This window comes from Plantactinospora sonchi, from assembly GCF_036422035.1.
In the GTDB taxonomy this organism is placed as follows: Bacteria; Actinomycetota; Actinomycetes; order Mycobacteriales; family Micromonosporaceae; genus Plantactinospora; species Plantactinospora sonchi.
On sequence record NZ_JAZGQK010000001.1, the window covers coordinates 427,967 to 447,674 of the forward strand.

The following is a 19,708-nucleotide window of genomic DNA, read 5'->3' on the forward strand; positions in this document are numbered from 1 at the left end:
GGGAGTCAGCTCCCCCGGCAGCGGGTTCCTGCGGGCGATCAACCGGCACCGTCGGTAGTGGCCAGCGCGGCACGCAGCCGCGCCGTCGCCTCCGGCAGGGGCCAGTCGAGGGCGGCGTCGAGCGGCGCCCCGTCGAGGATCTCGCCCAGCAGTCGCCAGCCGAGCCAGTAGCCGCACCGCCCGGGCAGCTCGCCGGGCCGGTCCTCCGCACCGCCGAACCACAGCCCCGACACGTCGGTCCGGTCCAACTCCCGGAGCGCGCGGCTGCGCAACTCGCCCGCCATCGCGGCGCACCGGTCCACCCAGGCCCGCGCGTCGGCCCGGAACCAGAGGTGGCCGCTCAGCGCGACCGTCGGCATCAGCCGCGCGGTGGCGTACACCGCCAGGCCCTCCCGGAACAGGTCGGCGTCGACCCGGTCGAACGGCCAGTCGGCCGCGGACCGCCGCTGGTGCACCAGGTGCACCAGTTCGTGCAGCGCGAGCACGGTGTCGAAGGGCGGCTCGGGCAACCGCTCCACCCCGAGGAACAGCGTGGGTTCGCCGTCCAGGGGCGCCACCCAGCCGTTGGCCTGGCCGAGTCCGACCATCATGACCGCCCGGACCGGGAGGTGCCCACCACCGGTTGCGTCGGCGAACAGCGTCGTCGCCTCGCGTACCGCGGCCTCCGCCCGGACCGTCCGGGCGAGCAGCTCGGCCCGGCGGGCGACCAGACCGGGCAGCCGGGCCGGTGCCACCTGCGGATCGACCCACGGCTCGACGGTGGCGAACAGGTCGGCCTCCGGCTCGACGACCTCGCGGCGCCACCGCTCGACCAGATCGTCGGTGGGATCGTGCGCCGCGAAGTCGCCGAAGCGACGTACCAGGTCCTGGAAGATCACCATCCCGTCATGATGCCGCAGGTCCGGCCGCCCCGCCGGGCGTCACGAGTCGGTCACATCCGGTCCGGTGCGCCGATGCCCAGCAGATACAGGCCCTGCCGGAGGACCCGGGCGGTGAGCTCGCAGAGGGCCAGCCGGCTCGCCCGGGTCCCGGCGTCGGCCCGCAGCACCGGACAGCGTTCGAAGAACGTGCTGAAGGCGGACGCGACCTCGTACAGGTGGTTGGTGAGCCGGTGGAACTCCAGGGTCCGCTCGACGGTGCCGACCACCACGCCGAAGTCGAGCAGTTCGAGGGCGAGGGCCCGTTCGGCCGGATCGGCGACCGAGATCCGGGCGTCGGCCGGCGGCCCACCACCGGCCCGCCGGAAGATGGACCGGATCCGGGCGTGGGCGTACTGCAGGTACGGGGCGGTGTTGCCGCTCAACGCCAGCATCCGGTCCCAGTCGAAGACGTAGTCCCGGGTCCGCTCGCTGGACAGGTCGGCGTACTTGACCGCGCCGATCCCGACCGCCCGGGCCACCTCGGCGAGCTCGACCGGATCCAGTTCGGGGCTCTTCGCCCGGGCCAGGGCTTCGGCCCGGGCGACCGCCTCGTCGAGCAGCTCACCGAGCTTGACCGAGTCGCCGGCCCGACTCGCCAACTTCCGGCCGTCCGGACCGAGCACCAGACCGAAGCCGAGATGTTCGGCCCGGACCGGTGGCCGGAGCCAACCGGCCTGCCGGGCCACCGCGTACACCAGCTCGAAGTGCTGCCGCTGGGGGAGCCCGACCACGTAGAGCAGCCGGGTCGCGCCGAGGTCGTCGATCCGGTGCCGGAGCGCGGCCAGGTCGGTGGCGGCGTAGCCGTACCCGCCGTCGTTCTTCCGGACGATCAGCGGCAGCGGTTCCCCGTCCCGGCCGACGAACCCGGGCGGGAAGACACAGGCGGCGTCCCCGCTCCCGGTCAGCAGCCCGAGCCGGTCCAACTCCTCGGTCAACGGAGCCAGCGCACTGTTGTACCGGCTCTCGCCGACGAAGTCATCGGCGGCCAGCAGCACCCCGAGCCGGTCGTAGACGGTCAGGAAGTACCGTTCCGACTCGGCGACGAGCCGCCGCCACAGCCCCAGCGTGAACTCGTCGCCGGCCTGCAGGGCGACGACCCGCTGCCGGGACCGCTGCCGGAACCCGTCGTCGGCGTCGAACTTGGTCCGGGCGGCCTGGTAGAACGAGTTCAGGTCGCCGATGGACAGTTCGTCCGCGGCCGTCGACTCGCCGAGGTCGAGCAGGTGCTCGATCAGCATCCCGAACGGGGTGCCCCAGTCGCCGAGGTGGTTCACCCGGACGACCCGGTGCCCGAGCCAGTCGAGCAGCCGTACGGTCGCGTCGCCGATCACGGTCGAGCGCAGGTGGCCGACGTGCATCTCCTTGGCGACGTTCGGTGCCGAGTAGTCGACGACCACCGTCTCCGGATCCTCGGCCGGTGGTACGCCGAGCCGGCTGTCGGCGGCCATCCTGGTCAGCAGCGTGTCGAGGACGTCGTCGGCGATGGTCAGGTTGACGAACCCGGGGCCGGCGACGCCCGCCGCCGTGCAGATGTCGGACAGCACGGCCCGGTCGAGGGCCTCGGCGGCGACCTCCCGGGGTGGCCGGCCGAGCCGACGTGCCACGGCGAGCGCCGCCTCGGCCTGGAAGTCCGCGTGCCGGGACCGGCGGACCACCGGATCCACCGGACCGCCGGCCACGGCCGCGAACGCCGGGGCGAGCCGGTCGACGAGCAGACTTTCGAGATTGAGACTGGCAGGTTTCATCGGTACGCCGATCTGATGGTGGGCCGGGCCACACGCACCGCCGCGGTCACCGCGGGTGGTGGTGGTCGCCTGCCGCAGCGGGTGGCCGGTGACGGCTCGCGGGGGCAACACGGCGGTGGACGCGGGCCGGACCCGGATGGGTGAGGAGAGCGGACCGGTCGGCTACCGGAGGGCACCGACGGATCGATCCGCCGGTCGCACAGGTCAGGTCAGCGCAGGCGGTCGCGGCAGACTCGCGGTCGAGCCACGCGTCGCCGACGGCCGAGCGGCTGAACCGACTCGGACGTCCGTGTGATCGCGACCTGTGCCCGGGACATGCCCGGCAGGCTACCCGGCCGTGGGCCCGGCCGCCGGCGGTTTTTTCGGCACCTGTCAGGACGGCACCGGTCGGGGCGGGTGTCGCTCGCTCCGGGAACGGCGACCGGTCAGGGCGCCTCGCCGCTCGGCGTGAACGTCGCCGGGTCGGCGAGCGTCGTCCGCCAGGTGGGATGCCGGGGGAGCCAGCCGAGGGAGCGGGCGAGCGCGTTCGAGGCCGCCCGGCCCGGGGCCCGCGACGAGATCGTCGGGGTACCCCGGTACCCGGCGGCGTGGGCGTACCGTGGCCCCCAGTCGTCCACCTGGGCCGGGTCGTCGTCGACGATGTTGACCGGTCCCGGCGGCCAGTCGAGTGCGAGCACGGTGGCCTCGACGGCGTCGTCGACGTGGACCCAGCTCGTCCACGCGGTGGTCGCCTCGATCCGGCCCCGGCGGGCCCGGGCGGTCTGTTCGCCGTCCGGCGCGTACCAGGTGCCGGGGCCGTAGAGCAGCCCGTAGCGCAGGGCGACGCCGTGCGGCACCCGCGCGACCTCACGTTCGAGGATCTCGACGGCCTCGAAGGCGGGTGCGCCGGTCTCCGGCACGGTGGCGAACGGCTCCTGCTCACCGGCGGTCGTCGGCCCGGGCCGGTACGCCCAGGAGATGCTCTGCGCGACCAGCCGGGGCACGCCGTGGGCGAGCATGCTCCCGACGAGGTTCGCCGTGCCCTCGACCCGGAGGCGGTTGTTGGCGGCGAAGTCGAACCCGGCCAGGTCGGTCAGTTCGTGGATCACGATGTTCGGGGCGGCCACCGCGAGTGCCGCGTCGACCGAAGCACGGTCGAGCGCGTCCATCACGATCCCGCGTCCGCCGAGCCGCTCGATCAACGGGAGCCGGTCGGCCCTCCGGGTCGTACCGTGCACCTCGTGGCCGGCGGCGACCAGGGCGCGCACCACGGCCGACCCGAGGAGACCGGACGCACCGGCGACGAGAATCCTGGACATCCGTTTTTCTCCCGTCGACGAGCCCGGCGTCCAGTGTGCCGGCCGGCGTACCGGGGGCGGGGCTCGGCTCGCCGTCCGGCCGCCGGATCCGCCGGCCGGTCGTTCAGGAGTGCGGGAACCAGAGCCGAGCGGCCGCGTCCCGGGCCACCAGGAAGCCGGCGATACCGAGGATCCAGCCGGTCGCGTTGCCGGCCTTCTCCACGATCCAGGTGTTGAGTCGACGCAGCAGCCTCTCGGCCGGGGTGGGGAAGGCGGCGCGGCCGGCCAGCAGCATGCCGGCGGGCAGGACCATGACCAGGCAGTAGCCGGCCAGCAGCAGCGGCACGGTCCAGGCCGCGAGGTCCGCGGTGGCCATCAGCCCGACCGCCCCGAGGTACGGCAGCATCGTCGCCACCTCGGCGAGTGCGGCGAGCAGGGCCAGGCCGACGAGCCAGCCGACCGACGAACCGCCGCTGGTGACCCGGTCCCGCCACCGCGACGCCGGTCCCGGTCCCCGGCGACGCTTGCCGTCGAAGCGGAAACTGAGCGCGAAGAGGCCGACGCCGAGGGCCAGTTGGAGATAGAGCACGACCGGGCTGTCGGCGGCTCCGTCGAGCGCGTCGACCAGCCGTCCGCCTCCGAAGACCAGCAGCAGGCCCACGGCGAAGTAGCAGACCGCGATGGTGCCGAGGTAGCCGAGGACCCGTCCGACACCGATCCGTTCCGGGGAGAGCAGCAGCCAGACCGGGATGAAGAGGGTGCCGATGCTGGTGCTGTCGAGCAGCGCGAGTCCGGCGAGGGAGAGCAGCAGTGCGGTACTCATCGGGTACGTGCCCGTCGCCGCGTGGTCCAACTGGTCATGTAGCCAGTCTCGGCGCGCGCACTCCCGGTCACCTCGGCGCCGGGAACGAAACCCGGTTACATCGTTGGACGGACGGGGCCTGTCGGGGCCGGTGCGTTGGGAGGGGGCCCTTCCTATGCAAAAAGCGATAAGAAGGGGCCCTTCCTTGCACCGCGGGTCGGGCTGGTCATCGAACTGTGCGCGGCGATCCGTCGTACCACCGGGAAAACCGTAATCCGTCCGCCGCCGTAGCGTCTCCGAAACAGGAGCCCGCCAGCGATCGTGACGCGGCGCGGCACCGTGGACAGTCAGCGATGGGAGTGGAGCGGCATGACCCGACCCGGCCGAAGCGGACCCGACCCCGGGATCGTCCTCGCCGCCCGTACCGGTGACCGGCGCGCTCTCGACACGTTGGTCGCCGGATCGCTGCCACTGGTCTACAACATTGTCGGACGGGCGTTGCGCGGGCACCCCGACACCGACGACGTGGTCCAGGAGACGCTGCTCCGGCTGGTCCGGCACCTGGCCGAGTTGCGGGACCCGGCCGCGTACCGGTCGTGGCTGGTGGCGATCACCGTCCGACAGGTACGGGACTGGCAGCACGGCCACCGGACCGGTGCGGCCGGCGCGGCGACGGTGGAGGTGCCGGACGAGGTACCGGATCCGGCCGGTGACTTCGCCGAACTCACCATCCTCCGCCTCGGCCTCACCGACCAGCGCCGGGAGGTCGCGGAGGCGACTCGATGGCTCGACCCGGACGACCGGGAACTGCTCGCCCTCTGGTGGTTGGAGGAGAGCGGCGAACTGGACCGTGCCGAGCTCGCCACCGCGCTCGGACTGCCGGCCGGGCACGTCGCTGTCCGGGTGCACCGGATGAAGGAGCAACTCGACGTCGCCCGTGCCGTCGTCCGGGCGTTGCGGGCCCGGCCCGGGTGCCCGGAGCTTCCGACGGTGGCCCGGGGCTGGGACGGCGTACCGGCACCGCTGTGGCGCAAGCGGTTGGCCCGGCACGTCCGGGACTGCGTGGAGTGCGGACGCGCCGGGCGGGATCTGCTGCCGGTGGGGCGCCTGCTGGCCGGGCTGCCGCTGCTCCCGGTGCCGCCGGGCCTCGGCGAGCGGCTCACCGCGTACCTCGGCGGCGATTCGTCCGTGCAGCCGGGTGGGGAGTGGGCCGCCCAGCCCGGTGCCGCCCACCCGCGCCCGGTCGGGCCGTCGGCCACCGACGACCAGCACCATTCCGGTCAGGTCGGTGCCCCGGACGGGCCGGTCCGGTCGTCCGGCGCGCACGCGGCGCCACCGCGCGGCCTGGGCCGGTGGTTCGGTGCCGGCACGGGTGGGGTGGCCGGCCCGGTCTCGGCCGCCGCGGCCGTCGCCGGCCTGGTCGTGGCGGTCCTGCTGGCCGTGCAGCTCAGCCGGCCCGACGAGGCGGAGACGACGGCGGCGGCCGGTCCGGAGCCGGCGCCGGGCGTCGCCGCGACGGCCAGCGCCGGGCCGAGCCCGAGTCTCGCCGGCACACCGACACCGTCGGCCGGTGGCCCGACCCCGACGGCGACCCCGAGCCGGCGTACGTCGAGTCGACCGGCCGCCCCGGCGGCACCGGCCCGGGCGTCGGAGAAGAAGGGCGTCGCGGTCTGGAACTTCTCCGGCGTCAGTCAGGCCCTCGCCAACTCCGGGGCGAGCTGGTACTACACCTGGGCGGCACACCACGACGGGGTCACCACGCCACGCGGGGTGCAGTTCGTGCCGATGATCTGGGGCCGGGACCACGTCACCAGCGCGAACCTGGCCCGGGCCAAGAATGCTGGACCGTACCTGCTGGGGTTCAACGAGCCGGACCTCGCCGGCCAGGCGGAGATGAGCGTGGAGGAGGCGCTGGACCTCTGGCCGAAGTTGCAGGCGACCGGGAGCCGGCTGGGCAGCCCGGCGGTCGCCTTCGGCGGCGACCGGGCCGGTGGCTGGCTCGACCGGTTCATGGTCGGGGCGAAGGAGCGCGGCCACCGCGTCGACTTCATCGCCCTGCACTGGTACGGCGGGGACTTCCGGACCGCCAACGCGGTGAGCCAGCTCCGGTCGTACCTGCAGGCGGTGTACGAGCGTTACCGGAAGCCGATCTGGCTCACCGAGTTCGCCCTGATCGACTTCTCCTCCGGGCAGGCCCGGTTCCCCAGCCAGCAGCAGCAGGCCGCGTTCGTCACGGCCGCCGCGAAGATGCTCGGCGGACTGTCGTACCTGCAGCGGTACGCCTGGTTCGGGCTGCCCGCCACGGACAAGGACCTGAGCGGGCTGTTCCGTGGTGGCGCCCAGCCGACGGCGGTCGGCCGGGCGTTCCAGGCGGCCGGCTGACCGGTACCCCCGCCAGCCGGTGCTGGCGGGGGTACCCGCAGGTCAACGCCGGGCGGCGTCCATCCGCTGTACCGCCTTCTCCTGGCGGGCGGCGACCCGCGACCCGGACTCGTGCCGGGCCGTCCGGCGCAGCAGCACGGGCGCGAGCAGGCAGCCGGCCACCGCCCACACCCCGAGCGCGCCCACCGTCTCCAGGTGCCGCCACGAATCCCCGATCTCGGCGGCGGCGAGGGCGTCCGGGAGCAGTGCCGAACGCAGGCCGAGCCCGAGCCAGTAGATCGGGAAGAGCTGGGCGATCCACTGGAGCCAGTCGGGGAAGGCACTGACCGGGTAGAAGATCCCGGAGAGCGCCGTCAGGAGCATGATCGGCAGCATGACGACGCTCAGCCCCTGGGTGCTGTTGAAGAGCGCGCCGATGACCGCCCCGATCGGCATCGTCGCGGCCAGGCCGAGCGCCAGCACCCAGGCGAGGGTCAGCCAGCCGGCCGGGTCGCCGAGCCGGAGACCGGTGAAGAGGAGGGCGGCCGGCACCAGCAGGACGACGAGCCCGAGGAGGGTCACCCCGGCCCGGCTGAGCAGCCGGCCGGTGAAATAGCCGAGAACCCCGTTCGGGACCGCCTTCGCCCGCAGCAGCGTGCCGTCCTCCCGGTCCATGGTCAACGTCACCGCCAGCCCGGTCATCCCGGCCATCACGATGTTCAGCGCGAGGATGCCGGGGACCGCCTGCGAGCCGAGGGAGAAGGTCGTGCCTGGCACCGTGCTGCCGCGCAGCAGGTACATCACGATCAACGCGATCACCGGGAAGAACAGGGCGCCCCAGAGCTCCTGCCCGCTCGTCACGGCCTTCCGGAACTCGATCCAGCCCCGGTGCAGCCCCACCCGGACGCCATGACCGCGCGCCGGCGGGGTACCGACAGGTGCCGTGTTCATGCTTCCGCCCCCGCTCCGGTCAACTCGGCCGCTGCCTCGGTACGTCGTCCCGACTCGAAGTCGCGGACCATCGTCAGGTAGACGTCCTCCAGGCTGGGACGGCGTACCTCCAGGTCGCCGATCGCCGTGCCGTACCGGGCGAAGAGTTCCCGTACGTGACCGGTGGCGTCCTCGACGGAGTGCACGTTCCACTCGCCGTCGCGGGTGTAGCGGACCTCGGCCCGCCCCGCCACCTGGCCGGCGAGCTGGGCGGCCGTACCGTCGGCGACGATCCGGCCGCCGAGCAGGATCACGATCCGGTCGGCGAGTTTCTCCGCCTCGGCCAGGTCGTGCGTGGTGAGCACGATCGTCGTCTCCTCCCGTTCGGTGAGCCGTCCCACCAGGTCGTGGAACTCCTGCCGGCCCTGCGGGTCGAAGCCGACCGTCGGCTCGTCGAGGAAGAGCAGTTCCGGCCGGCCGACCAGGCCGATCGCCACGTCCAGCCGACGCCGCTGTCCGCCGGAGAGCCGGGCGGTCGGGGTGTCCGCCTGACCGGTCAGCCCGACCAGGGTGAGGAGGTCGGCCACCTCGTACGGCCGCTGCCGGTCCGCCGTGGAGTACGGCAGGTAGTAGCGGCCCAGGTGGTCGAGGAGTTCCCGGACACTCCACCGGGCGTGGTCGCGCCAGGACTGCAACACCACGCCGATCCGGGCCCGCCACGTCTCGTCACCGTGCTCCGGATCGGCGCCCAGGACCCGTACCTCGCCGGCCGAGCGCCGGCGGAAGCCCTCCAGGATCTCGATGGTGGTGGTCTTGCCGGCGCCGTTCGGTCCGAGCAGGCCGAGCACCTCGCCCCGGTGCACGACGAGGTCCACCCCGCGCAGCACCTCGGTCGGGCCGTACCGCATCCGGAGGTCGTGGACGGCGACGACCGGCTCCGCCCCGTTCGGCGGTCTTTCACTGCTGACAGTCATACCTTCAAGCCTGTCATTGAAGTAGTACGTTGATGGTTTCAGCGAAATTGGCCGGCTATCCTGATCGGCTGTGCACAGGAACCCTCAACTCGTTGGTCGAAGCGGCCGGTGCCGGGGGAGTCGACGGTGAGCCGGTCCGAGGACAGGCTGCGTCCGGTCGACCTGGCCCGACTGGTGAACGTCTCGACCCAGCAGATCCGTAACTACGTCGACACCGGCATCCTGCCCCCGGCGCCGCGTACGTCGAGCGGCTACCGCAGCCTCACCGACCGGCACCGTCGGGCCCTGTTGGCGTACCGGGCGATGGCCAGCGGGTACGGCTGGGGCGCCGCGCGAGCCGTCATGCAGGCGATCCACGGCGGGGAGCTGCCCCGGGCGTTCGCCCTGCTGGACGCCGGCCACGCGGCCCAGCACGAGGAGCGGCGGCTGCTCCGGGAGACCGGCGAGGCGCTCGCCAGGATCGCCGGTCAGTCCACCGAGGCACGACGGGCCGGCCAGGCCGGAGCACGGGCCGGCCAGGCCGGAACTCGGGCCGTTGACCCTGCGGCTCGGGCCGTTGACGCCGGACCACGGGCCGGGGACGCGGGGGCTCGGGCCGGGGAGGGCGGGTTGCGGATCGGGGAACTCGCCCGACTCCTCGGGATCCGTACCTCCGCACTGCGGGTGTGGGAGTCCGCCGGCCTGCTGACCCCGAGCCGGGAACGGGGCACCCGGTACCGCCGGTTCGGCCCGGACGACGTCCGGGACGCCCGGATGATCCGGATGCTCCGCCAGGGGCGATACCCGCTGCCACAGGTCCGCGCCATCATGGACGGCCTGCGTCGTACCGGAAGCACGGACGCGCTGCGGGCGGTGGTCATGCAGCGCGATGCCGAACTGACCCGGCGGGCGGGCGCCATGCTCGAAGGCGCCAGCCGGCTGCACGACTACCTCACCGCCCACCCGCCGGACGGGCCGGCACCGGACGCCGCGGCGGCCGACGTACCCTCCGACGGGTCAGCGACTCCCGGACAGGGCGGCACCGGGTGACACGCTGCCGGAGCCTGACCCGGCGGACTAGGCTGCCGGCGTGCAGTCCGTGCCGTTCCACCTCGCCGGGCGGCCCGCCGAGGGCCCGGATCCGCTGATCGTCCGGCAGCCGTACGACGGCCGGGAGGTCGCCCGGACCAGCTACGCCGACCCCGACCAGGTCGAGGCGGCGATCGTCGCCGCGGCGGCCGTCGCGGACCGGGCAGCGGCCCTTCCGGCGTACGTCCGCGCGGAGGCCCTGGACCACGTCTCCCGGCGGCTCGCCGAACGGGCCGAGGAGGTCGCCCGCCTGATCGGCGCCGAGAGCGGCAAGCCGATCCGGTGGGCCCGGGTGGAGGTGTCCCGGGCCGTCTCGGTGTTCCGGTGGGCCGCCGAGGAGGCCCGACGGTTCTCCGGCGACCTGCAGCGGCTCGACACCGAACCGGCCGGCCAGGGACGCCTCGCCCTGGTCCGTCGGGTGCCCAGAGGTCCGGTCCTCGGGATCACCCCGTTCAACTTCCCGCTGAACCTGGTCGCCCACAAGGTCGCCCCGGCGCTGGCGGTCGGGGCGCCGATCGTGGTCAAGCCGGCACCGAAGACACCGTTGAGCGCGCTGCTCCTCGGTGAACTGCTGGCCGAGGTGACCGAGCCGGACGGCCCCGGCACCGGGCTGCCCGTCGGGATGTTCTCGGTGCTGCCGGTCCCCGACGACCGGGCGGCCGACCTGGTCGCCGACCCCCGGCTGCCGGTGGTCTCGTTCACCGGTTCCGGCCCGGTCGGTACGGCGATCCGCCGGGCCGCCCCCGACAAGCACGTCACGCTGGAACTCGGCGGAAACGCCGCCGCGGTGATCTGCTCGGACTGGTCGTCGGACGCCGACCTCCGGTGGGCCGCCGAGCGGATCGCCACCTTCGGCAACTACCAGGCCGGGCAGAGTTGCATCGCGGTGCAGCGGGTCTTCGTGCACGAGTGGCTCTACGACGGCTTCCTGCCCCGGCTGGTCGCCGCCGTCGAGGCGCTGCGCACCGGCGATCCGGCCGACGAGGCGACCGAGGTCGGGCCGCTGATCAACGAGGCCGCGGCCCGACGGGTCGAGAGCTGGGTCGACGAGGCGGTGACGGCCGGCGCGACCATCGAGGTGGGCGGCCGCCGCTCCGGTACGAGCTTCGCGCCGACCGTGCTCACGGCGGTGCCGCCGGAGAGCCGGGTGAGCACCGAGGAGGTCTTCGGACCGGTGCTGGTGGTGGCGCGGGTCGCCGACGACATCGCCGCGTTCGACGCGGTGAACAACTCGGCGTACGGGCTGCAGGTCGGCGTCTTCACGCACAGTCTGCAGACCGCGTTCGCCGCACACCGGGGACTGCGGGTCGGCGGGGTGATCGTCGGCGACGTGCCGTCGTACCGGGCCGACCAGATGCCGTACGGCGGGGTCAAGGGCAGCGGCGTCGGTCGCGAGGGCGTACGCAGCGCGATGGACGACTACACCGAGCCCCGGGTGCTGGTCCTTTCCGGAGTGGACCTGTAGGACCCGACGGCCCGCCCTCCGGCCCGACCGGGGCCCGCCCCGGCTCACCGGCCGCCGTCGTCGCACCCCGAGGGCTCACCAGCCGCCGACGGCGCGGCCCCGGCTCACCAGCTGCCGTCGTCGCGTACCCGGTGCGCGGCCCGGCCGAGCAGCAGGTTGGTCAACGCGTCGTCGATGCCGGACCCGATGAACCACTCGCCGGCCTGGTCGAGGGCGAAGACCCGCTCGTACTCGTCCATCGCCAGGATGCTGTCGCCCTGCTCGGTGCCGATCGGAAAGAGCCGTGCCCGGATCAGGGCCCCGAAGTCGCCGAGACTGTCCGCCGTGTAGGCCGCCGCCCGGGGATCCAGGTCGAAGCGTCGGATCCAGACCTGCTCGCCGGGACCACGTCGGGCACTGACCAGCCCGGGAAACCGGGTCAACGCGCTCTCCACGGCCGGGAAACTGGTGTGCCGGTGTCGCCCGCCGGGCGTCTCGGTGACCGCCGCGACAGCGTTGCGGGCCAGCAGGTCGTCGCCGAACTGGGGGCGCCAGCCCGCCTCGACCAGCGCGAAGCCCACCTCCGGCGGAAACCGGTCCGCCTCCGGCAGCGGCTGCGGACCGGGCCGGGACTCCTCGGCGTAGGCGAGGTCGGACCAGGGCAGCACACCGAAGTGGACCAGCGCCCGGAGGCACGACTCGCAGGGCCGGTCGGCGGGGCCACCGAACGGGTCGCCGGACTCGCGTACCCGGAACAGCGCGAACTGCGCCGTGGCGAGCAGCTCCCGGGCCACCGGCAGGGTGAGCGTGGGCTGCCGCAGGCTCGTCTGCCGCCGGTCGTACTCGTGCAGCACGTCCGAGAGCACGATCAGCTCGGCGTGCCGCTCGCCGCCCCGCACCAGGTGACCCGTCGGGAGGTCGGCCAGGTAGGCCGCCACCAGCGGGTGGTGCCGAAGTTCGAGGTCACCTTTCGCGCCCCGGGCGACGTACTGCTCGGTGCCGAGGCTCAGGTGGGCGGCGGCGCCGGGTGTCGGCGAGCGGCGGCCTGCCCGACGCAGTTCGACGGCCGGGTCGACGGTCCGGACCCGGGGCGGACGGCCGGCCCGGTCCTGGCGGTAGAGGTCCTGGACGACCGGCGACGGCAGCCGCGGCCAGTGGGTCATCTCGCCGGTTTCCCGGTCGATGACGGTCAACGTCCCGTCGCCCGGTGCCACCGGCACGTCGACCGGGATCTTGGACCAGACGACGTAGCCGAGGTCGAACTCGTCGACCACCGGATCGCATTCGCAGCCCAGTCGTACGCCGTCCTGGCGCGACCACTCGGCGGCGATGCTGGTGACTTCCTCGTGACTGATCACTGTGGACTCCCCGTCCGGTCGCCGAGCCGGTTGTCTCCGAATCCGCCGGAGACAGGAGGCCCCGTCCGCCGGTAGGATATCCGACTACCCAAAGCGATGACGGGGGTCGGCTGTGGTGGAAAGTTCGGACCGTGACGCGAACCGAGCCCTCCGGGCCCGCTTCGACGAGGTGTACGGCCAGTACGAGCGGCTCCGGTCCGGGTTGGCTGACCTGCAGGGACAGTTGGCGGCTTTCCGGGCGACCGAGTCGTCCGACGACGGCTTGGTGACCGCGACCGTTGGTCCACGTGGCCAACTGATCAAACTGGAGCTTGACCGCCGTATATATCGTGACGGCGACGTGAACGCTCTGGCCGCAAAGATCACCACGACCGTGCAGCGGGCCGCCGACGCGGCCTCCGTCGGAGTGCAGGGACTCGTCGGCGAGTACCTGCCCACCGGCTCGGGGGCCGCCGACTTCCTGAAGGACGGCGACTTCGGCAGCCTGCTCCGGCGTAGTGACGCGGCCCTACGCGAGGAGGCGGAGCGGCGTGAGTGAGCAGGAGCTGTGGCTCGACCCGGGGCAGGCGCAACGGTCCGGCACCGATCTGGCGTACGCCGGAAAGGCCGTCACCGCGCAGCACGACGGGATGGGCGCCGAGATCAGGGCGGCCAGTGCGAACCGTCCGTGGGGCAAGGACGAGATCGGTGAGGCCTTCGAGCAGCGTTACCGCGGCTTCGAGACGACGATCTTCAAGGCCTGGCAGAGCGTCGGCCGTTACGTGGAGACGTTGGGCGTCAACGTCACCCAGTCGGTGCAGGCGAGCGTCCAGACCGACGCGGCCAGTGCACAGCGCATCCAGCACATAGACCGTTGACGGGGTGGCGGCACCGAGACGACCTCGGTCGGCCCGGCGTGTTGACACCGGGCCCGTGTCGTACCGGTCGTGCTCCGGTGGCCGCTGGCCGATCTTGTGACGTGGCGGGACCGACGGGAGGCAACGCCTCATGACCATTCTGCCCAGCCCGATTCCCCACCCCCTCGACTTCTCACCCTGGGACCTGCCGGGCTGGGTCTACGAGGCGCTGGAGTGGGTGATCGGCGTCGAATGGCCGGAGGGGAACGAGAAAGAGGTCTGGGACCTCGCCGACCAGTGGTTCGAGATGGGCGCCGCACTCGCCGGCCCCCGGGACGACGCGATCACGGCCGCGAGCGGGGTCCTCGACGGGTACGGGCACACCGGCTCGGTCGGCCAGGCCTTCGACCAGGCGTGGCGTCAGGTGGCCGACGGCGAGGACGCGCCGCTCATGCTGCTCGCCGACGTGGCCAACGAGCTGGGGAAGTTGGTCGAGGAGTGCGGCTGTGACATCGAGGGCGCCAAGATCGAGGTGTGGATCCAGCTCGGCATCCTGGTGGCGGAGCTGGTGGGTCTCGGGATAGCCGTCGTACTCACCCTCGGAGCGGCCTCTCCGGCGGCGGCCGCGGCGATGGCCGCCACCCGGGAGATCATCAAGATGATCTTCAAGCGGCTGATCGGGCAGCTCGCCAAGAAGGCACTGCGCAAGGGCGCGAAGGAGGCCGCCGAGAAGGCGGTGAAGGAGGTCTCGGAGCGGGGCCTGAAGTCGTTCGCGAAGCGGGCCGGCATCGACGGCCTGAAGGAGGCGGGCGAAGAGGTCGCGATCGACGGCGGCATCCAGGCCTACCAGAACACCACCGGCCGGCGGGACGGTCTGGACATGGCCTCGCTGGGCATGTCGGCGGTGGGTGGCTTCGCCGGTGGTGCGACCGCCTCGGTGGCCAGCCTCGGGCCGAACGCCTCCGGTGGGGCCGGCAGGTTCTTCGAGAACGTCGGCCGCGAGGTGGGCGGCGAGGTGATCGCCGAGAACGCGGCGAGCCTCGCCACTGGCAACGGGTTCGTCTCGCTCACCGACGCCGGCATGGCGGCCACCTCGGGCGCGGCGAGTTCGACGGTGAACCAGGCCAGCGACGCCGCGAGCAACCGGCTGGAGGGCCGACTCGACGCGCTGTCCGGCCTGTCCGGCCCGCCGGGCGGCAACACCGGGCCGGGAGCCGACCCGACCTCCGGTCCGTCCGGATCCACCGGCGGTGGCACGCCGTCCGGTCCCTCGGGGTTGGCCGGCGGCCCGGGGTCCGGTCCTTCCGGCCTGGCGGGCGGTGGCCCGGGTTCCGGGCCGGCCGGTGGCGGCACGCCGTCCGGTCCTTCCGGTTTGACGGGCGGCGGCTCGTCGGCCGGCCCGGATCTGTCGTCGTTGGCGGGCAACTCGTCGTCCGGGAGCAGCTCGGCCTATCCGGGGCCGTCGGGCGCGCCGTCCGCGCCGGGTCTGTCGGACCTCGGCTCGGGGGCCGCGACGCCGGGTGCTCCAGCGGGTACGCCGACCTCCGGTGGCCTGTCGGTCGAGGCGGGGCCGGTCAACGCGGTGGCGGGTGGCCAGTCGGGTGGGGTCGCCGCCGCGGTGAACCTGCCGTCGGCGGAGGCCACTCCGGCGACAACCCTGCCGGCGAACCTGTCGGCCGAGGTGGCGGGTCCGGCGGCGAACGTCGGTGCTGCCGCGACGGCTGCGCCGGGCGGCGTCAGCGTGGACGCTTCGGTGTCCACCCCGATGGGATCCGTTCCGTCGGACGCCCCGGCGACGTCCGAGAAGCCGGCCACGGCACAACTCGCCGGGGTCGCCACCTCGGTGGAGGCGCCCGGCACGGCCCAGTCGGCTGGCGCGTCGGTCGGCGCAGGTGCCTCCACCGGCGGTACGACCGCCCCAGCTTCGGCCTCCGCCGGGGTCACCGGAACGGCCGCCGGGGGGCCGGCGGTGCCGGGAACGACCGTCGCCCCGCCGTCGGTGGCTCCGGTCGCCGGTGGCGGTCTCGCCAGCCCGACGCCGGCCACACCGGTCGGTGGGCTCACGCCCTCGACCTCGTCGGTCGGTGGGCTCACGCCCTCGATCCCGTCGGTCAACGCACCCACGGCCTCGATCCCACCGGCTGGTGTCTCCGCCACGCCGGCCGGCGGATCCACGACACCGGCTGGCCCGGTCAACGGGCCGACGACCTCGGCCGGGCCGGCCCTGTCCACGCTGTCCGGCACCACGACCGGCGCCGTCGCCACTCCGGTCGGTCCCACCACTCCGGTCGGTCCGGTCAGCCCGCCCACCTCGCCCTCGCCGACGGTCGGTGGGCCGTCCGTCGCGCCGGCCCTGCCACCGACCTCGGTCGGCCCGGTCGCGGGGCCGGTGGCACCGTCGGTCGGTACGCCGCTGGCGCCGCCCGGGTCGCCGGGCGCCGCTACTCCGGGGTCCGTACCGAGCAGCCCCGGCACCCCGGGTACGACCCAGTCGGGTACGACCGCGCCGCCCAGGCCACCGGCCGGGACGCCGGGTCCGGCCGTACCGCCTCCGTCGACAGTCACCTCGTCGTCGCCGGTGACGCCGGCCGCACCTCCACCGGTCACACCGTCACCCGGCACACCTCCACCGGTCGCCCCTCCGGTGGACGCACCGCGCGGCGACAGCGGCGTACGCATCCCGGAGCAGCGCACTCCCGACAACCCGGGTCCCCGGCCGACCGGCGAGGACCGGTTCGGAGCGGTGGTGGCGCTGCCCGGCTCCGGCCGCCCGTCCGGGGTGAACCCGTACGGTCGGTCGGATCCGCGCCAGTCCGAGCGGGCGCGGTACGAGCAGAACCGGCGGGCGGACGCGGCCGATCCCCTGCGTCGGCAGGCCGACCGTGAGCGGGCGGTCGCCCGGGACCTCGCCGTCGAGGCGGAACGTCTCCGGCGGTCCGGTGACCCGGCCCGGGCGGCGATGTTCCAGCAGAGCGCGGACCGTACGGCGGTGTTGGCGGCGGCCCTCGACAACCAGGCACACCGGATCCTGACCGGACAGATCGCCCCGCCGGTCGTCCGAGTCGAGAATGACACCGACTTCATCCGGCTCAACACCGACGCCGGCATCGTCGCCACCGGCCCGGTCCGTACCGGCAACCGGTCGGCTCTGACCGGCAGTGACCATCCACCGTCCGTCGACCGGTCCCGGCGGTACAACCAGCGGTTCGGTCTGCGTCCGCCGCTCGCGGCCGACCAGGTGAACCTCGAGAACCAGATGCCCCGCAACCCGGACGGCAGCGTGGTCCGCAACGCCGATCCACGCTGGGGACGCTGGTTCGGGTTGGGCAACGACGGCGGGCCGGCCGCCGACCCGACCCGGGGCATCAACTGCGTGGACTGTGTCCTCTCGTTCTTCGAGACGTGGGCGCACGGCCGGCCCCGGGTCTCCGCGCCCCGGACCTTCGACGCGTACGCCGAGGGTGACCCGCGCCGACCGCTCGACGGGGAGTGGGACGGCCCGGGGCGGATCGAGGACGCCACCGGCGGGCGGTTCCAGCAGCTCCGTACGCAGGTCGACGGTGTTGACCCGGCGGCTGACCAGGCTGCGGTGCAGGCCGCGTACGGCGACCTGGAAGCGCAGCTCCGGGCGGGCGGCCCCGGTTCGATGGCCTTCCTGCTGAACAAGTGGGAGGGGGGCGCCGGACACGCCTGGGCCGCGATCAACCAGAACGGCACGATCCTCTACGTCGACATGCAGACCGGCCAGATCGCCGGCCGGCCGCTCTACGGCCACAGCGGCAGACCTTCCCCGTCCAACGTCATCCAGATCGACGCGCTGGTGGTCGGTCCGGACGGACAGCCGATGCCGATGGCCGACCGTCCGACCGGGGTGGCGAGTTCCCGCCCGCCACTGTCGCAGTCCGCCCCGCCACCCGGCACCACCTCGGCGAGCACGCCCGGCACGACGACCCCCGCACCGGCCGGCTCCGAGCTGGCGGGGGTGGGGACACCGGCTGGCACGGGAGCCCAGTACGGTTCCGCACCCTCGACTGATCCGGTACCGGACGCGGGTGGCCCGGAGGGCCAGTCCACCCCGGAGGGCCAGTCGCAGTCGCGAGAGCCGGGCGCACCGCCGCAGGCCCCGCCGACCGGCACGCCACAGCAGGCCCCGGAGGGACTTCGTCAGAACAAGAAGGGAAGGTGGATCGACAGCACCGGCACCTTTGTGCCGAACCCGTTCCCGAGAGAGGGACTGGCCGCTGTCCACCTTCCTGACGACACCTTCACGCCGTGCCTGATCGACGATCCCGGAAGCTCCGACGGCACAACCGACCCCGGGCAGCAGAGCGCGCTCGACGCCGCTGAGAGGGAGAAGTACCAGGAGGCCCTCCGCGACCGTTCGGCCGCGCAGGTCAGGAAGCAGAAACGTGACGACCTCGCTGCCGAGCTCGGCGTACCCCTCGAAGACCTCAAGGCGGACAAGCAGGCTGACACGCTCGAAAAGCTCCGACTGAAGTGGGAGGATGATCCGGACAAGCTTGAGAAGGTCGAAGAGCTTTCCGAGGCTCTGACGGATTATCCGTCCGCGCACCGTGACATGAATCGGGCGTCGGAGCGGTTGGGTATGATCATGGCGCGCCACTGGGCGACCAAGGTGTTGGGCGGGAAGCTCCTCACCGGCATCAGCGACGAGCCTGGACGCTCCGGGACACTTGATGTCACCGTGCACAAGGGGCCACCGCCCACGCTGGTCGTCATCGAGGCGAAGGGCGGTGACATCGCCAACACCCCCAAGCTCGGTTCCCGTGAGGTCTCCCCAGGTGTGTACGTCGAGCAGGGCAGTGTCCCGTATCTGCAGTGGATGCTGGAGAACGATCCCGACCTCCGGGAGGCGCTCGCGGGAGAATCCGACCTTCTGGAGAGTCTCAAGGCCGGAACGGCTCCGATCTCCTACTACCTCGCCATCGGGCGCCTGAACGGCAGCGGGGAGGTCAGGAAGTTCCTGATCAACCCCGACGAGCTGGACATGGGTGCGTTCTCGGATCTCTAGGAGCAGACAGATGCAGGGTCTCAAGGTCTTGTCACAGGAGGACCTCCGCGGTCTGGTCCGCAAACTGACGGACGTCCGCTGGGACTGGTCGGCCAGCAGCATCGACGCGATCGCCGAGTCGTTGGCCTGGACTGTCGATCCTTCCGCCCGGAGGGGTCCGGTGCGGGCGGACACCGGGCTGGGCGTCGGCGGTAACGTCGCGGATTTCCAGCTCACCCGTGACCGGATCAGCTGGATCTCGGTCCGGATCACCGATCGGGCGAACGATCCGGACGAGGCGATGCCGGTGCTGCAGGACGCGTTCGTGGCCGCGGTACGGGCGGTCGAGGAAGAGCTCGGTCAGCCGACCGAACGGAAGCCGGGCGAAGATCCCTCCGTCACGTGGCATCTTGATGATTACACGGTGTCGGTCAATTACCTGGTCTGGGCGGTCGTGCTGCGGATCACCAGCGCCGAGTACCTGGCGGCCAAGGCGGAAGAAACCAGGGCCGGGCTGTGAGCGAGAATTCCTGGGACGCGTTCACCAGGTCACTGACAGAGGTGCTCGCCCGGCTGCCCGTCGACGGGATCCTGGTCGTGGTGAAGGCGGACAACCGCAGTCACTACGTGCAGTTCAGCCAGTCGAGCGATGAGCTGTACGCCGAGGTCGCGAGCAGTCCGGATCCTCCGAATCTGATCAGCGTCTCTCCGGCGGCGGAGGAAGCTCTCCGGAAGGCCGGCTGGCAGGAGCCGGACCGGAGCCGGTCCGAGATGAACTGGTCCTACGAACTGCCATGGCCGGCGCCCTGGGAGAGCTATCTCGAACTCTCGCTCACGGTGACCACCTTCCTCCGCGACACCCTGGCGGTCGACTCCCCGATGTCGCTGGTTCACCGGTCCTGGCTGGCCGAGACGAACGAGCCGTTGCGACTGCCGGCACTGGGCATCCCTCCGGCCCCGGAGGAAGCGGGTCCGGCGTGAC

The 19,708-nt window shown here is 72.9% G+C and carries 15 protein-coding genes; 8 read left to right on the forward strand and 7 right to left on the reverse strand.

The annotated features are described in order from the left end of the window. Window positions 1-38 precede the first annotated feature (38 nt). From V1633_RS01945 to V1633_RS01960, 4 genes are all read right to left on the reverse strand, one after another. Complete coding sequence (locus tag V1633_RS01945; RefSeq protein ID WP_331212327.1) at window positions 39-881, reverse strand: hypothetical protein; 843 nt, start codon at window positions 879-881, stop codon at window positions 39-41. A gap of 50 nt (window positions 882-931) precedes the next feature. Further along, a complete protein-coding gene (gene argS, locus V1633_RS01950) occupies window positions 932-2,665 on the reverse strand; it encodes an arginine--tRNA ligase (RefSeq protein WP_331212328.1) in 1,734 nt (577 codons plus the stop codon). Window positions 2,666-3,090: 425 nt separating this feature from the next. After that, the gene (locus tag V1633_RS01955; protein WP_331212329.1) at window positions 3,091-3,963 is read right to left on the reverse strand and encodes an NAD-dependent epimerase/dehydratase family protein; all 873 of its coding nucleotides are present in this window, start codon (window positions 3,961-3,963) and stop codon (window positions 3,091-3,093) included. 103 nt (window positions 3,964-4,066) lie between these two features. Then, window positions 4,067-4,765, reverse strand: coding sequence for a GAP family protein (locus V1633_RS01960; RefSeq protein ID WP_331212330.1), 699 nt, complete (start codon window positions 4,763-4,765; stop codon window positions 4,067-4,069). 348 nt (window positions 4,766-5,113) lie between these two features. Here V1633_RS01960 and V1633_RS01965 point away from each other — a divergent pair, with 348 nt between their 5' ends. Continuing rightward, the gene (locus tag V1633_RS01965) at window positions 5,114-7,126 is read left to right on the forward strand and encodes a sigma-70 family RNA polymerase sigma factor (protein ID WP_331212331.1); all 2,013 of its coding nucleotides are present in this window, start codon (window positions 5,114-5,116) and stop codon (window positions 7,124-7,126) included. Window positions 7,127-7,168: 42 nt separating this feature from the next. Here V1633_RS01965 and V1633_RS01970 read toward each other — a convergent pair whose 3' ends face one another. Together V1633_RS01970 and V1633_RS01975 are read right to left on the reverse strand one after the other, a co-directional pair. After that, the gene (locus V1633_RS01970; protein ID WP_331212332.1) at window positions 7,169-8,056 is read right to left on the reverse strand and encodes an ABC transporter permease; all 888 of its coding nucleotides are present in this window, start codon (window positions 8,054-8,056) and stop codon (window positions 7,169-7,171) included. Then, window positions 8,053-9,009, reverse strand: a complete 957-nt coding sequence (locus V1633_RS01975) for an ABC transporter ATP-binding protein (protein WP_331212333.1) — start codon at window positions 9,007-9,009, stop codon at window positions 8,053-8,055. Before V1633_RS01975 ends, V1633_RS01970 begins: the two co-directional genes overlap by 4 nt. Window positions 9,010-9,135: 126 nt before the next feature. Here V1633_RS01975 and V1633_RS01980 point away from each other — a divergent pair, with 126 nt between their 5' ends. Next, complete coding sequence (locus tag V1633_RS01980) at window positions 9,136-10,038, forward strand: MerR family transcriptional regulator (protein ID WP_331212334.1); 903 nt, start codon at window positions 9,136-9,138, stop codon at window positions 10,036-10,038. 40 nt (window positions 10,039-10,078) lie between these two features. Then, window positions 10,079-11,542 carry an aldehyde dehydrogenase family protein gene (locus V1633_RS01985; RefSeq protein WP_331212335.1) on the forward strand — a complete coding sequence of 488 codons (1,464 nt, stop codon included), beginning with the start codon at window positions 10,079-10,081 and terminating at the stop codon, window positions 11,540-11,542. A 104-nt stretch (window positions 11,543-11,646) separates the two neighbouring features. Here the strand turns inward: V1633_RS01985 and V1633_RS01990 are convergent, their stop codons facing one another. Continuing rightward, window positions 11,647-12,879 (reverse strand): SUKH-3 domain-containing protein, encoded by a 1,233-nt coding sequence (locus tag V1633_RS01990; protein ID WP_331212336.1) that lies wholly within the window; start codon window positions 12,877-12,879, stop codon window positions 11,647-11,649. A gap of 115 nt (window positions 12,880-12,994) precedes the next feature. Here V1633_RS01990 and V1633_RS01995 point away from each other — a divergent pair, with 115 nt between their 5' ends. The 5 genes from V1633_RS01995 (at window position 12,995) to V1633_RS02015 (ending at window position 19,707) form a co-directional block, all read left to right on the forward strand. After that, window positions 12,995-13,417 carry a YbaB/EbfC family nucleoid-associated protein gene (locus tag V1633_RS01995; protein WP_331212337.1) on the forward strand — a complete coding sequence of 141 codons (423 nt, stop codon included), beginning with the start codon at window positions 12,995-12,997 and terminating at the stop codon, window positions 13,415-13,417. Then, window positions 13,410-13,736 carry a hypothetical protein gene (locus tag V1633_RS02000; protein WP_331212338.1) on the forward strand — a complete coding sequence of 109 codons (327 nt, stop codon included), beginning with the start codon at window positions 13,410-13,412 and terminating at the stop codon, window positions 13,734-13,736. Before V1633_RS01995 ends, V1633_RS02000 begins: the two co-directional genes overlap by 8 nt. Before the next feature lie 130 nt (window positions 13,737-13,866). Then, window positions 13,867-18,747: a toxin glutamine deamidase domain-containing protein gene (locus V1633_RS02005; RefSeq protein WP_331212339.1), complete on the forward strand. Its 4,881-nt coding sequence runs from the start codon at window positions 13,867-13,869 to the stop codon at window positions 18,745-18,747. Then, entirely contained in the window at window positions 18,728-19,246 is a 519-nt protein-coding gene (locus tag V1633_RS02010) for a DUF6301 family protein (RefSeq protein ID WP_331212340.1), read from the forward strand. The genes V1633_RS02005 and V1633_RS02010 overlap by 20 nt, the downstream gene beginning before the upstream one ends. Next, a complete protein-coding gene (locus V1633_RS02015; protein WP_331212341.1) occupies window positions 19,243-19,707 on the forward strand; it encodes a TY-Chap domain-containing protein in 465 nt (154 codons plus the stop codon). The genes V1633_RS02010 and V1633_RS02015 overlap by 4 nt, the downstream gene beginning before the upstream one ends. Window position 19,708: the final 1 nt, after the last annotated feature.